General features: G+C 65.0%; 14 protein-coding genes. 9 read left to right on the top strand and 5 right to left on the bottom strand.

Going from position 1 to position 12,828, the window contains the following annotated elements; genetic code table 11:
- Positions 1-100: 100 nt before the first annotated feature.
- Together ACSKB8_RS39100 and ACSKB8_RS39095 are read right to left on the bottom strand one after the other, a co-directional pair.
- Positions 101-880, bottom strand: a complete 780-nt coding sequence (locus tag ACSKB8_RS39100) for a class II aldolase/adducin family protein (RefSeq protein WP_438109786.1) — start codon at positions 878-880, stop codon at positions 101-103.
- A 206-nt stretch (positions 881-1,086) separates the two neighbouring features.
- On the bottom strand, positions 1,087-2,736 hold the full coding sequence (locus tag ACSKB8_RS39095) for an ArnT family glycosyltransferase (protein WP_438109784.1): 1,650 nt from the start codon (positions 2,734-2,736) through the stop codon (positions 1,087-1,089).
- A 310-nt stretch (positions 2,737-3,046) separates the two neighbouring features.
- On the opposite strand from ACSKB8_RS39095, the gene ACSKB8_RS39090 reads away from it, so the two are divergent.
- Positions 3,047-3,922 carry a DUF308 domain-containing protein gene (locus tag ACSKB8_RS39090; RefSeq protein WP_438109782.1) on the top strand — a complete coding sequence of 292 codons (876 nt, stop codon included), beginning with the start codon at positions 3,047-3,049 and terminating at the stop codon, positions 3,920-3,922.
- A gap of 148 nt (positions 3,923-4,070) precedes the next feature.
- On the top strand, positions 4,071-4,487 hold the full coding sequence (locus ACSKB8_RS39085; protein ID WP_091890880.1) for a MucR family transcriptional regulator: 417 nt from the start codon (positions 4,071-4,073) through the stop codon (positions 4,485-4,487).
- A 3-nt stretch (positions 4,488-4,490) separates the two neighbouring features.
- Here ACSKB8_RS39085 and ACSKB8_RS39080 read toward each other — a convergent pair whose 3' ends face one another.
- Both ACSKB8_RS39080 and ACSKB8_RS39075 read right to left on the bottom strand, forming a co-directional pair.
- The gene (locus ACSKB8_RS39080) at positions 4,491-4,919 is read right to left on the bottom strand and encodes a SufE family protein (RefSeq protein ID WP_438109780.1); all 429 of its coding nucleotides are present in this window, start codon (positions 4,917-4,919) and stop codon (positions 4,491-4,493) included.
- A 66-nt stretch (positions 4,920-4,985) separates the two neighbouring features.
- Positions 4,986-5,420 (bottom strand): DUF5330 domain-containing protein, encoded by a 435-nt coding sequence (locus ACSKB8_RS39075; protein WP_438109778.1) that lies wholly within the window; start codon positions 5,418-5,420, stop codon positions 4,986-4,988.
- 408 nt (positions 5,421-5,828) lie between these two features.
- Here ACSKB8_RS39075 and ACSKB8_RS39070 point away from each other — a divergent pair, with 408 nt between their 5' ends.
- From ACSKB8_RS39070 to ACSKB8_RS39060, 3 genes are read left to right on the top strand one after another with little or no spacing between them, the layout of a single operon-like run.
- Positions 5,829-7,706 (top strand): ATP-binding protein, encoded by a 1,878-nt coding sequence (locus ACSKB8_RS39070; RefSeq protein ID WP_438109776.1) that lies wholly within the window; start codon positions 5,829-5,831, stop codon positions 7,704-7,706.
- A complete protein-coding gene (locus tag ACSKB8_RS39065) occupies positions 7,699-8,400 on the top strand; it encodes a peptidoglycan-binding domain-containing protein (protein ID WP_130221062.1) in 702 nt (233 codons plus the stop codon). The genes ACSKB8_RS39070 and ACSKB8_RS39065 overlap by 8 nt, the downstream gene beginning before the upstream one ends.
- A 58-nt stretch (positions 8,401-8,458) precedes the next feature.
- Positions 8,459-8,803, top strand: coding sequence for a DUF1491 family protein (locus ACSKB8_RS39060; RefSeq protein WP_091890887.1), 345 nt, complete (start codon positions 8,459-8,461; stop codon positions 8,801-8,803).
- Positions 8,804-9,007: 204 nt separating this feature from the next.
- Here the strand turns inward: ACSKB8_RS39060 and ACSKB8_RS39055 are convergent, their stop codons facing one another.
- Positions 9,008-9,985, bottom strand: coding sequence for a DUF2336 domain-containing protein (locus ACSKB8_RS39055; protein WP_438109774.1), 978 nt, complete (start codon positions 9,983-9,985; stop codon positions 9,008-9,010).
- Positions 9,986-10,240: 255 nt separating this feature from the next.
- Here ACSKB8_RS39055 and ACSKB8_RS39050 point away from each other — a divergent pair, with 255 nt between their 5' ends.
- The 4 genes from ACSKB8_RS39050 to ACSKB8_RS39035 all read left to right on the top strand — a co-directional run bounded on the left by ACSKB8_RS39050 (position 10,241) and on the right by ACSKB8_RS39035 (position 12,805).
- Entirely contained in the window at positions 10,241-10,429 is a 189-nt protein-coding gene (locus tag ACSKB8_RS39050; RefSeq protein WP_438109772.1) for a hypothetical protein, read from the top strand.
- A 15-nt stretch (positions 10,430-10,444) separates the two neighbouring features.
- A complete protein-coding gene (locus ACSKB8_RS39045) occupies positions 10,445-11,206 on the top strand; it encodes a hypothetical protein (RefSeq protein WP_438109770.1) in 762 nt (253 codons plus the stop codon).
- A 433-nt stretch (positions 11,207-11,639) separates the two neighbouring features.
- Positions 11,640-11,873 carry a hypothetical protein gene (locus ACSKB8_RS39040; protein WP_370985269.1) on the top strand — a complete coding sequence of 78 codons (234 nt, stop codon included), beginning with the start codon at positions 11,640-11,642 and terminating at the stop codon, positions 11,871-11,873.
- A 47-nt stretch (positions 11,874-11,920) separates the two neighbouring features.
- Positions 11,921-12,805: a DUF1259 domain-containing protein gene (locus ACSKB8_RS39035; RefSeq protein WP_438109768.1), complete on the top strand. Its 885-nt coding sequence runs from the start codon at positions 11,921-11,923 to the stop codon at positions 12,803-12,805.
- Positions 12,806-12,828 lie beyond the last annotated feature (23 nt).

The following is a 12,828-nucleotide window of genomic DNA, read 5'->3' as shown; positions in this document are numbered from 1 at the left end:
CCGCCGCCCCAAATAAAAACGCCGCCCGGAATTGAGCGGCGTTTCATTCCAAAACGTGCAGAGGTAGTTGACGTCTACCCTACACGAAACCACGAAAATCTCAAGAGCGGTAGCCGGGAAGCTCGCGGTCGAGCTTGCGCAGCAGCGGCGGCCACACGAGGTTGGTGGCGCGCAGCTCGGCGCGGTCGCGGTTTGACAGCAGCTCGGTGTTCTTGTCGATCGCGACGTCGTCGACCGGATAGACCGGCGTGCCCAGCGCGCGCGTGCGCACCTGCATCGAGCAGGCGCGCTCGAGGTGATACATGCGCTCGAAGGCGGAGGCGACCGAGCGGCCGACCGTCAGCGTGCCATGGTTGCGCAGGAGCATGTGGTTGTGGTCGCCGAGGTCCTTCTGGAGCCGCGGCCGCTCGTCGTGGTCGAGCGCGATGCCTTCATAGTCGTGATAGGCGAGATCGTGGGTGACGAGCTGGGCGGTCTGGTTCAGCGGTAACAGGCCTTCGGCGCTGCTCGACACAGCGGTGCCGTCGAGCGTGTGGAGATGCAGCACGCAGATCGCGTCCTCGCGCACCTCGTGGATCGCCGAATGGATGGTGAAGCCGGCCGGGTTGATGCTGTATTCGCTCTCGGAGAGCTGATTGCCGTGCAAATCGACCTTGACGAGGCTCGACGCCGTGATCTCATCGAACATCAGCCCGTAGGGATTGATGAGGAAGTGATGGTCGGGGCCGGGCACGCGCGCGGAGATGTGGGTGTCGACCAGATCGTCCCAGCCGTACAGCGCGACCAGGCGATAGCAGGCGGCGAGATTGACCCGTTGCTGCCACTCGGCCTCCGTCATGTTCGACGGCACTTCCTTCAGGCGCGCTTCCGCTGGCGACATGGCTGATCTCTCCGAACATCGTTGTTGCGGGGAGAGAGCGTAGTCTTGCGCCGGGTTGACGGCAAGGCGCAAGGAGCGTGGCTGTCGCGCGTAGCCTGCATGGAGCTTCCGCCGTAGCTCGAAGAGCGAAGGCGGAAGCGCAATGCGGGACGCCTGATCCCGGATTTCGCTTGCGCTCCATCCGGGCTACGGTCGAGAGAAAATGATTACGGCGCCGGGATCGACAGCAGGCTGGAAATGCTGCGGCCGCGGATATCGTAGACGCGGGCGAACACCACGTCGTCGCGCTTGATCTCGACCATGACGGGCGCGGTGAGGCCCTTGCAGTAGAACTCGCCCAGCGTCATCGCGAAATCGGCCGCATTGGAATCCCAGCCGATGGTGAAGTCCGGTCCGAGCGCGACCTGGGCCGGACGCTGCGGACCGCACACCGCGACCTTCCATTTGCGATTGACCGGCGGCACTTCCTGGCGCTCGATCAACTGCTCGCGCAATTCATCGGAAGCCTGCTTCAGCGCCAGGCCCCAATAGTCCAGCATGAAGCGGTCGTCGGCGCCGCGCACGGTGCCGGCGATGTGGTTGAAGTGGGTGTATTGATAGGGATGCAGCCGGATCATCTCGGCGAGCGACAGCGCAAGGCCGAAGCAGAAGGTGGCGAGCACGACCGGCTGCCAGGTGCGGTGATTGGCGCGCAGGCGCTCCATGGCCCAGGCAAACGCGACGCCGCCGAGCACCGCCATCGGCGGGATCACGAAGACGAAATGGCGGATGCCATTGTACAGCGCCGGCCGCTTCACCATTGCGATCGCGAGCGGCAGGGTCGCGGCCAGCGTCAGCATCAAGAGGATGGTCTTGCGGCGCGCGGGAACCTCGCGGCGCGGCAGCAGTGCGAAAGTGCCAATCACGGCGCCGGTCATCAGCACCAGCATGACCTCGGGCAGCTGCAGCGCGAACAGCGTCGGCAGATAGGACCAGGGCATGTCGGGCACGGACACGATCGCGCCGTCGAACATCTCCTTCCAGGGCTTCTCGAAGAAGTGCGAGAAGTAGGTCAGCGCCTCGAAGGGATTGCCGGGCTGCATGATCGACCACGGCCAGATCAGCCCCATCACGAGGTAGCCGAGCACGAGGCCGGGCAGCAGCACGTAGACGACATGGGCGAAGCGGCGGATCGATTCGCGCAGGCCCTCGCTGCGCAGCTCCTCCAGGAACAGCGGCATGAAGCCGAGCACGGCGTAGACCAGTGCGAGACCGCCGAGAACGCGGCAGCCCAGCGAAAGGCCGGCACCCAAGCCGACGATCAGCACCGTGCGCGGCGACGGCTGCGGATATTCCTCCGCGAGACGGACGAGGCCCAGCATCAGGATGATCATGGCCACCGCGAAGGGCGCATCCTTCGGGTTCATGAACATGTGGCCGTAGAAGATCGGGCAGAGCGCAAGCAGCAGGAGTGAGGCGAGACCGGCAAGGGGGCCGCCGATGCGGCGACCGAGCCGCCACGTCACCGCAAGCCCAATCACACCGACGATGGCGCCGACCAGACGTCGCGTCTCGAACAGTTCGAGCGGAATGATCTTGTGCAGGAGAGCGGCGACCATGTCGAAGCCGCCGCCATACATGTAGAGATTGGCGAAGGAGAGCGCCGCCGTGTCCCTGAAGCCGGAACCGAACATGCGCAGCAACAGGTCGGCATATTCAGCGTGGGTGTAATCGTCCCAGCCGAGCCCGTAGTCGCGGAAGGTCAATCCTGCAATGACGGCGACCGCGGCCAGCACCAGCATGGCGAGATCGTCGCAAGTCCGTTCGACCGAGCGCCGCAGAGGCGTGTCGATCGCCGAAGTCGTGATGGATGTCATGGCTATTGGTGACCCGGAATCCCCTCTCGGCCCTGCTGGTGCGCGCGGGCCTGCTCCCGGAATCCCTATAGCGCAGTTCCATTACCAAGTAATTGGGCATTATGGCTAAATTCCTGATGCGACGCAGCAAAACCAGAAACTTGGAGCACTGTAGCAGTAGCGAGCCGCAGCTGAAGGGAATGTGAATAAGTCCCTGATTTCTTTCCCTTTAGGAACAGTGCCCACAATTGGCCGTTGGCGTGGAACACCGTATGACGGTATCGTGGTTTGACGAGTGTCGCGTGTGGGTGCGCGGCCGGGGGTAAGTTCGATGACCTTGGCAATGTTGATTGTGGGGATTTTCGCCGTTCTGGCGGGCCTCCTTGCGATCCTGTTTGGTTACACAGTCAGGGAATTCAGTGTCGGCAGCACCCTCATAATCTCCGGAACTATCGGCGTCTGCACCGGAATGTTACTGGTCGGCCTGCATCTCCTGCTGCTCGAGCTGAAGGGCATCGCCCGCCGGCTGGCCACCGGAGCAGCCGCATCGGAGGTTCGGGTCAGGCCCGTGCTGCCGGGTCTGACGATGCCTGGCGCGCCTGCGCCCGAGCCGGCGCTTGCCCAGCCTGCGAAGATCGAACCGGCGCCACCACCAGCCGCAGCCCCTCCGCCGTGGCAGAGCGAAGCCGCCGCGCGCGAACGTCCGCGCGTCGAGGCGCCGGAAGCACCAACGCCTCCTGCGGCTCCGGAGGCGCCGCGCCGCCGCAACCTGTTGTTCGCCTCGACTTCGCGCAAGGAGCGTGAGCGCGCGGAGGCGAAGGCCACCGAGGGCCCGTCGCCGCCTCATGAGGAACCAGCAGCGCCCGCCGCCCCGGATGTTCCGCCTGCCAGTTTCGAGGACGCCTGGCCGAAGCCGGAGCGCATGCGCCCGCCGGAGCCGCCGGTCACCTCGCGCCGGCCTCCGCCGCGCTCGCCCTCGACCTTTGCGGACGCCGCTCCGCCGCCGCCTGCAGCTGAACCGCCGCCTGCGCCTGAGCCGGCGGCTGCGGCCGATCAGGCGCCCGTCACCGTGCTCAAGTCCGGCGTCGTCGATGGCATGGCCTATTCGCTCTATTCCGACGGTTCGATCGAAGCACAGATGCCGGAGGGCATGATGCGCTTTGCCTCGATCGACGAGCTCCGCGCACATCTCGACCAGCGGGGTTGAGGCCGCCGCGCAGAAAGTAAAGCGCCGCCGTTCGCCAGTAATCAGCTCTTCCTCGACAGTTGTCGTGGTTCCGCCGAACGTATTGTTGACAGGGAATACTCTGGCGTCGTCAATCCCGTGAGAAGGATGGCGGAGAAAGGGCGGGCGCATGTCGGATGCGGGGAACAAGAATTTCATCGAGCTGACGGCAAGCATCGTGTCGGCCTATCTCAGCAACAATCCGACGCCGTCGGCGGAGATTCCGAACCTGATCAGCCAGGTGCATGGCGCGCTGCTGCGGGTCTCGTCGGGTCGTACCGAGACCGCGCCGCTCGAGCCGGCCAAGCCGGCGGTCTCGCTGAAGAAGTCTATCGCGCCGGATTATCTGGTGTGCCTGGAAGACGGCAAGCGCTTCAAGTCGCTGAAGCGCCACCTGCGCACTCAGTACAACATGACGCCGGAGCAATATCGCGAGAAATGGGGCTTGCCGGCCGACTATCCCATGGTCGCGCCGAACTACGCGGTGGCACGCTCGCAGCTGGCGAAGCAGATGGGCCTCGGACAGCAGCAGCGGAAGCGGAAGTAGCTCTCAGGACGCTTCCGCGAGCGCCTCTTCGGCGTCGGTCTTGATGCGCTCGACCATCGAGCGCAGGCCATTGGAACGCTGCGGCGTCAGATGATCGCGAAAGCCGAACTCGTTGAACACGGCGATCGCGTCGGTGTCGAGGATCTCCTGCGGCGTGCGGCCGGAATAGAGCGCGAACACGATCGCAACCAGCCCGCGCACGATATGCGCATCACTGTCGCCGCGATACTTCAGGATCGGCGCGCCATTGCCGCGCTCGACCAGCTTCTGGAGCCAGACCTGGCTGACACAGCCTTGCACCTTGTTCGCGGCAGAATGCTCTGCCTGCGGCATGGGTTCCAGGGTGCGGCCGAGCTCAATGACGTACCGGTAGCGGTCGTCCCACTCGTCGAGAAGTTCGAAATTGTCCCTGATTTCGTCGATCGTCGTCATGCTGGCCCATGTTCCCTTTTAGGCCAATATAGGGACGCGAAGCCGTGAAATCGATAGGGTTTGGGGCTAATTTGCGACCGCAGGTCCGCGCCATTCCAGCGCGAGGTCGTCCTGGGTCAGGGTGTCGCGCGGCGCCTCGCTCGCAACGGCATCGCCTTCGCCAGCCAGCGCGATCGAGCCGGTATGGTCGGGCGCCTTCTTGTCCGTCTTGTCGTTCTTCTCGTTGGTGATCTGCTCTTTCTTGTCGTTGATGATCTGGTAGATCTTGCGCGCGCCGTCCTGGGCACGCTGGCCGATGATGGTCGCGGCCTGTCCACCGACCTCGCAGGCCGTCGGCTGGCGCTTGCAGAACTGGGTCACGTCGGAGACGGCTGCGGTCGCAGCCTGCACCGCATCGGCGGCGCCGATCTGCGGCAGCTTCTCCGATTCGGGCGTCTTGTCCCGCGGCAGCAGCACCAGCACCAGCCCGAGCCAGAATGTGATGCGGATCAGAAAGCGCATCTTGCGACCTGTACGTTCGATCCCGCCGCGGCGATCTCCGCGGATGTCGGACCTAGCAAGCCTCGATAAATCGCAAGTGATTGCCTTGAGCTTAATTCGCGGAAAATTTACGCAAAAATCTTCGGGATCGACGGTCTCGTAAATTTTCGATTGACGCCCGCGCCCGTGATTCTGCTGGCCCCCTGCATCCACCAATTCGAAACCATGCCGAGGAGTGTGAAACTCCGTGTTCACCATCCGCAGCGAAGACGTCGCCAAATCGTCTAAAAAGCTCCGCGATGACGCGGTGTCCGGCCGCACGCCGCGCCGCCTTAGCACTCGTTTAAGGTCGCTCTGACACGGTGGCTCAACGATAAGGAGGCGTTCCGGCGCGTCTTCTAAAGACGATTGAGCCGAAGCGCGAGACCCGTGACCGTTTTGAGTATCATCCGCGATTGTCTCGATGCGCTGCTGCATCCCTCCGCGCGTTACGATGCGCTGACGCGAGCGCGCCATCGTGCCTTTATGGCGCCGCGGCTGCTTGGCAGTCTGGCTGCCTTCGCCGCATTCCCGATCTATCTCGTCCTGCGCGGCGCGCCGAGCGCGATCGAGGTGGCCGCGTTCGCCTGGCTGATCGCGCCGATCCTGTTGTCCTGGTTCCTGTCGCGCACCGGCCGCTATGAAGGCGCGCATGTGCTGTCGTCGCTGGCGCTTGCCGGCTTGATCATGGCGGTGGCGGCCACCACCGGCGGCATCGAATCCTTCGCCGCGATCTGGCTGGTCGTAGTTCCGCTCGAAGCCGCGCTGTCGGCCTCGCGCCGCGTCGCGGCCTTCGCCTCGCTGCTCGCGCTGTCCTGTGCCGGGATCCTGATCCTCGTCAGCCAGCTCGGCTGGCTGCCGATCGACCTGCCGAGCGCCACAGAACGCGGCGTGCTGATGGCGCTCGGCGTCGCCTCGGCGACGCTCTACGCCGCGGGCCTCGCCTTCGGCGCGGAATCGCTCGCGCGCACCAGCGTTGCGCTGCTGTCGCGCGAGGAAGAGCGCTATCGCCTGCTCGCGCGCAACATGAGCGACGTCATCTCGCGGCATCAGCGCAACGGCGCGGTGCAGTTCATCTCGCCGGCGGCGGAGACCATGCTCGGCATGCCCGTCACGCAACTGCTTGGCCACGGCCTGTTCGACCGCGTGCACGTCGCCGATCGCCCGGCCTATCTCACGGCTTTATCGGATGCGGCGCGCGGCGACGTGTGCAGCGTCGAGTTCCGGCTGCGGCGGGAACCTGCCGGCTCCGAGCGCGGCCAGATCGACTTCATCTGGGTCGAGATGCGTTGTCGCCCGCTCGACCAGGACAGGGCTCGTGACGTCACGGGCGAAGCCGAAGTCGTCGCCGTGATGCGCGACGTCACCGACCGCAAGCTTTCCGAGCAGGCGCTCGATCAGGCCCGCAGCGCCGCCGAAGCGGCCGACGCCGCCAAGACACGCTTCCTCGCCACCATGAGCCACGAACTGCGCACGCCGCTGAATGCCATCATCGGCTTCTCCGAGATGATCGCGCAGGAGCAGACCTTGATGCTGGGAGCGGCCCAGCGCAAGGAATATGCCCAGCTCATCAACGATTCCGGCCAGCATCTGCTGTCGGTCGTCAACGGCATCCTGGACATGTCCAAGATGGAATCGGGCAATTTCGAGATTGCCTCGGAGCCGTTCGCGCCGCGCGCCTCGCTGATGCATTGCTGCAATTTGCTGGCGCTGAAGGCGCGGGAGAACGGCATCGACCTCATCACCGATGCGCCGCAGGATCTGCCTGTCATGACCGGCGATCCCAGAGCCTTCAAGCAGATCGTGCTCAACCTCGTCGCCAATGCGATCAAGTTCACCGAGCGCGGCGGTCAGGTCACCGTGACGGCGGCGGTGTCGGGTTCGCAGCTTGCGCTGCGCATCAGCGACACCGGCGTCGGCATCGCGCCCGACGATCTCAAACGCATCGGCGCGCCGTTCTTCCAGGCCGGCAAGACCTATCAGCGCCGTCACGAAGGCACCGGCCTCGGACTTTCGATCGTGAAGAGCCTCATAGCGTTGCATCTCGGCGAATTGACGGTACAAAGCAGGTTAGGCGAGGGCACCGCCGTCACCGTCAAGCTGCCGCTCGTCTACACGCCGCCGCAGGCCAAGCCGGCGGAGAGCAAGATCGCGACGCTGACGCCGGTGCTGCGCCAGGAATCTCACAATCAATCTCACGACCAATCTCACGACCAACTTCACGAAGAATTTCAAGACCAACCTGCGCTGGTGAAGAAAAGTGCCTAAGAAGTCTGCAAAGGGCGAAGCCGCTCCGCGCCGTCGTGGTGCCAAGGCCGCGGTCATCGACGTCGAGACCGAGCGCAACCTCGTCATGCGCGTGCTGCTGCACAGCCCCAAGGATACGCTGGCCGGCCTCGTCGCCGTCGCTGCGATCGGTGCGATCGTTGCCAATGCGCTGTTCCTGCAGACCGGCCGGCATCCCGCGCCGATGTTCGGCACGGTGATCAATCTACCCGCGCCGTCGTCCGTGCCGCTGGCGAACCCCTTGCCGCGTCCGCGTCCCGTCGGTGCCGAGACGTCGCCGCTCGAGCCGCGCGCGACGGAGTTTCGCACTGAGCCCAAACCTGCCGAGCGCGCCGCCGAGAAGCCGCCCGAAAGGCCGGTCGAGGCGACCGCCTCGACGCGCTCGAACGATCCGATGACCAATCTGGTCAAGGCGACGACATCGACGCCGCCCTCGGCCCTGCGTCCGCCGGCGCCGATCCCGGTGCAGAGCCCGGCCGCGCGACGTATCGCCGGCGTGCAGCGCGCGCTGTCCGAATATGGCTACGGGAATTTGAAGATCACGGGCACGATGAGCGGCGAGACCCAGTCCGCGATCCAGAAATTCGAGCGCGAGCACAAGATGCAGGTCACCGGCCAGGTCTCAGACCGCCTGCTGCGCGAGCTCGCGGCCGCGATCGGCCATCCCGTCGAATAATTTTGGCGCCCGCACGGAGGCTGGTGCTGATTGCAGCACTGGCCTATCGTTCGAACTCATGCGTTTGAAATCCAACATATGGGTGGCGGCCTATTTGCGCCGCTGTCAGACCGAGGGCGTGTTCGGCGCCGTGCGCCGCCGCGGCGCCGAGGAGGCGGGCGCGGTGTTCGTGAAGGTGTCGCTGCTCGACGGCAATGCGATGCTGTATACGCCGGCGCCGCAGACGGTCTATGACGACGGCCGTCCGGTCGATCGCTTCTTCGTGCCGGTCGCGCCGCAGCCTCTGCCGGAGCACACCATCGAGGAACGGCTGACCAAGGAAATCCGCTTCGATCCGGACGCCTGGATCGTCGAGACCGAGGACCGCGCGGGCCGGCATTTTCTTGAGCTGGCGCGGGCGTGATGCGGGCGCGATAGCCGTTGTTTGCCACGATCAGGCCGCAGGCTCTTGAACCTCTCCCGCTTGCGGGGAGGTCGGCGCGAAGCGCCGGGTGGGGGCTCTCTCCACTGGGAGAGTCCCTCTGTTGAGGCACCCTCACCCCGACGCTCTCCCGCAAGCGGGAGAGGGAGCGCACCGCCTTCTCAGCGACAAACCAATCTAAATCTTCTAGCGATCCGACGATCCGCCGGTGCCCCTGCGCACCGTCGGGCTCGTGCCCGGCTGCACGCCCGGCCGGGTCTGGCTCGCACCGGCACGTGCGCGCTGGCGTTCGCCGTCATGTAGCGCGGTCTGGTACTTTGCGCGGGTGACCGCGAGCGTCGAGCCGCGCCAGGCCGCCAGCATCACCAGCGCGGAGTGCTCGCCGAGGCGGTCATAGAGCCGCGACAGCCGGTACACGTCGTTCACGGAGGTCCCGATCTCCGGCTTGAAGAACAAGAGGATGCGCTGGAACACCGGGCTCGGCATCTCGAGAGCGCGTGCGGCGACCGCGAGCGCCTCGCCGCCGGCATCGTCGACGATCTGAGCCGCGACGCGTGAGGGCAGGATCAGACTGTCGCCGAGCTCGAAGGTGAAGTTCTCGATGTCGCCCGCGATCGCCGCCATCTCCAGGATCTGGATCGCGCGCTTGGCGCGCACGGTCGGAATCCGCGGCGCGGCCTTGAGCGGCGTCTGCGCCAGATTGTGCAGGATCAGCGCGCGCTCGGAGGTGCCGGCGCGGAAGAACATGTCGTGGATCTCGGCGGCGTCCTTCGGCTGCATCGCCATGTTCGAGGCCAGCCGCTGCTCGGCCTCGGTGGGCGTGCGGGCCGGGGCGTGTGTCGGCGGCGAGGTGGGAATCTCGCGCGCCAGCGGAACCCTGCGGCCTTCCTGGGCGGCGACCAGTCCGAGCTTCTGGAGGATCGGGACGGGCGTCGTCGGATAGACCGCAAGCCGCGCCTTGACGGCCGCGCGCGTCGCATCGTCGACCTGGTCGATCAGCCGCGTGGCGAGCTCGACGAACTGCCGCTGTTCGTCATCGCTATGGACGCGCGTCTGCACATAGAGATCGGTCAGCACGCGCAGCAGCGTCGGGCGGATGTCGACGCCTTCGCGACGGGAGAGGGTCATCAGCCCATCGAATCCGGGAAACAGCGACTTGGTCATGGAGGCGTACGCAACTCGGGAGATATCCTTGTCGCGAGCCTATCGCAGGTTCCTTTAAAGCCTCGTTAAGGAAAATGAGGCGTGAAGCCGGCCCGGCAATTTAAGGCGAGTCGTGCCGCAACGGGACGGCGCGGCACGCTCCGTGCGGTTACGGTCCGGAAAGCGCGTTTACATCCCGTTAACCATAACTGATCTTAATGAATGCATGTTGCATGAAGCGCGTTTGGTCGCACGGCAATTGATAGAGAGCTGGATATGGGGACGATCATCGAATTTCCGGCCGCTCGCCGGGCAGGCTCGTCGGGGGATACCGCACCGCGCACGGAAACGGGAACGGTTCTGATCCTCCCGGTGATCCGTATCGAGCGCGAGGCGGACGAAACCAGAGGCGATCGTGGGCCGGAGCAGGGCACAGCGCCGGGGCGCCGTCGTCGCCGCCGCTGACTTCAGGCTTTTGCAATGCCGGACACCATCCGCCAGATCCGGCCTTTCGTATCGGCCGTCCTGCTCACGCTGCTTGGCGCTGCGCTCGGCGCCTGTAGCGGCGGCGATTTCGGCCGCACCCGCGCCGACATGCGCAGCGACGACATGCATCGCTGGTTAGGGGCGGAGGTCACCTCCAGCGTTGGCCTGAAGCCCGCGCAATTCCAGCTCACCGACGAGGAGCGCCAGCTTCGCGATCTCGCCTATCCCATGATCGAGCCGCCGTTGTCGCGCCCGGCCTGGAAGAGCGTGTTCGGCGACTACAAGCCGCTGCCCTCGCCCTGGCGGCAGAAGATCGTGTTCGACCGCACCATGTATGGACGCACGCTGATCGACGAGCCGCACCGCTCGCATTCCTCGCGCTATGCGCAGCTGATCGAGGACGTGCGCAACGACATCACCCGGTTCGAGCCGTTCTTCGCCAGCGCAATCCGCGTCATCGATCTCGACAGGAAGCGCGATGCCAGCATGGCGCGCGTCTCCGCGCTCTCGCCAAGAGAGAGGGATGACGCGGTCGCGCGCATGCAGGAGAACTCGCTGATCGTGCAGTGGGTGCAGCAGTGCCTGGAGCAGCGCGTCTCGTCCTACCGCTGGGCGCTGGAGCGGCTGGTGATCCAGGCGCCCGACGGCATGGCCGCCGATGCCGACCGCCTGATCGGCGAGCTCGCCGCCCAGACCGCCAACCCGCCGGTCGCAGCGCAGCCTCCTTACGGCCGCGCGGTCGTCTCGAAGGGCTGAGCGCGCAAGCCCGCTCGAATGACACGCCTCAACGCGGGCAATGTATGTGAGATCCTCCGGTCGTTTCGAGCTGGTGGTTAGCGGTTCCGTTCGGCGGTGAACTCTTCGTGACACGCGCTGGCGATTTGAGGGTAAAGCTCGGATTGACAGCTCTGCCATCACGGTTTCTATTTGCGGTGACGGGGGTTTGCGATCCCCCCGCGAGGCGACATGCTGAAGAATCGCGTCCTGATCTTCACCTGGGACGCAGCATGTCATTTTCGACCTCCAAGCCATTCCACAAATTGTCCCGACTGATCGGCGCGCCGCGCCGACGCGCGATAGGCGAGGGCATCGCGTGCTGGTACCTTGTTGCGCGTCGTGGCCTTCGTCCGGAAGCGACGTCACACAGCGGGCTTCACCTGGGGCGGGGAATACCACCAGGAGAACGATCATGCGTACACCAGCGATCTTTCACGCAGTCCTGCTTCTGGCGACTGCAGGCGGGCTCTCGAGCGCACATGCGCTGACACAGGAGGAGTTCGTCGCCAAACTCCAGGCCGCCGGCTATTCGCAGGTCAGCGACATCAAGTCGACTGCAGAAGGCACGACCGCAAAGGCCGTGAAGAACGGCAAGGACGTGCGGCTCGTCGTGGACAGTAGCGGACAGATCAAGGAACAGAAGTGAACCCTTGGGGGTGCGAGAGCCTGAAACCAAGCTCAAGGAGTAGATCAATGCGAAAGACGATTTCGGCGCTGATCGGCGTCAGTGCCTGCTTCATCGCGAGCGCTCATGCGCAGGATGTTGACTGGAAGAAGGTCGACGAGACGCTGGGCCGCAAGCCCAGTGTTGCGGACGATGTCCATCGTTACGGCTTCCCTCGTACCGATCTCACCGTGACTTTGGACGGAGTCACGATCAAGCCGGCGCTCGCGCTTGGCGGCTGGCTCGCGTTCAAGCCTGCGCATGGCGGCGCCATGGTCATGGGTGACCTTGTGCTCCTCGAGACCGAGATCAATCCTGTGATGGCGAAGATGATCGCGAGCGGTATCGAGATCACCGCCGTGCACAATCATCTCCTGCGCGCGAGCCCGGCGACCTTCTACATGCACGTCGCCGGACATGGCGATCCCGTCAAGCTGGCCTCCGCAATCCACGATGCCCTCGCCGAAAGCAAAACTCCTCTGACGGTCGCGGCGGCGGGCAATCCGCCTGCCATCGACCTCGACACGGCGAAGCTCGACCAGATCATCGGCGTCAAAGGGCAGGGCAATGGCGGCGTTTACCAGTTCAACGTCAAGCGGCGCGACCCCGTCACGGAAGACGGCATGCTGCTGACCCCCGTCGGCCCGATGGGCGTCGCGATCGCCATCAACTTCCAGCCGACCGGCGGCGGCAAGGCGGCCATCACCGGTGACTTCGTCCTCACCAGCGACGAGGTGAACCCGGTCATCGTGGCGCTGCGGACGCACGGCATCGAGGTGACGGCGCTGCATAGTCACATGCTGGACGAGCAGCCGCGACTCTTCTTCATGCATTTCTGGGCAAACGACGATGCCGTCAAGCTTGCTGAGGGCTTGCGTGCTGCGCTGGACAAGACCGCCAGCACGAAAAGCTGACGCGGAGCCGAGCTGGTGATTAT

This window comes from Bradyrhizobium sp. BR 1432 (assembly GCF_051547705.1).
Lineage (GTDB): Bacteria > Pseudomonadota > Alphaproteobacteria > Rhizobiales > Xanthobacteraceae > Bradyrhizobium > Bradyrhizobium zhanjiangense.
Note: the sequence above shows the minus strand (reverse complement) of the source record. Positions and strands in the feature narration are given on the sequence as shown.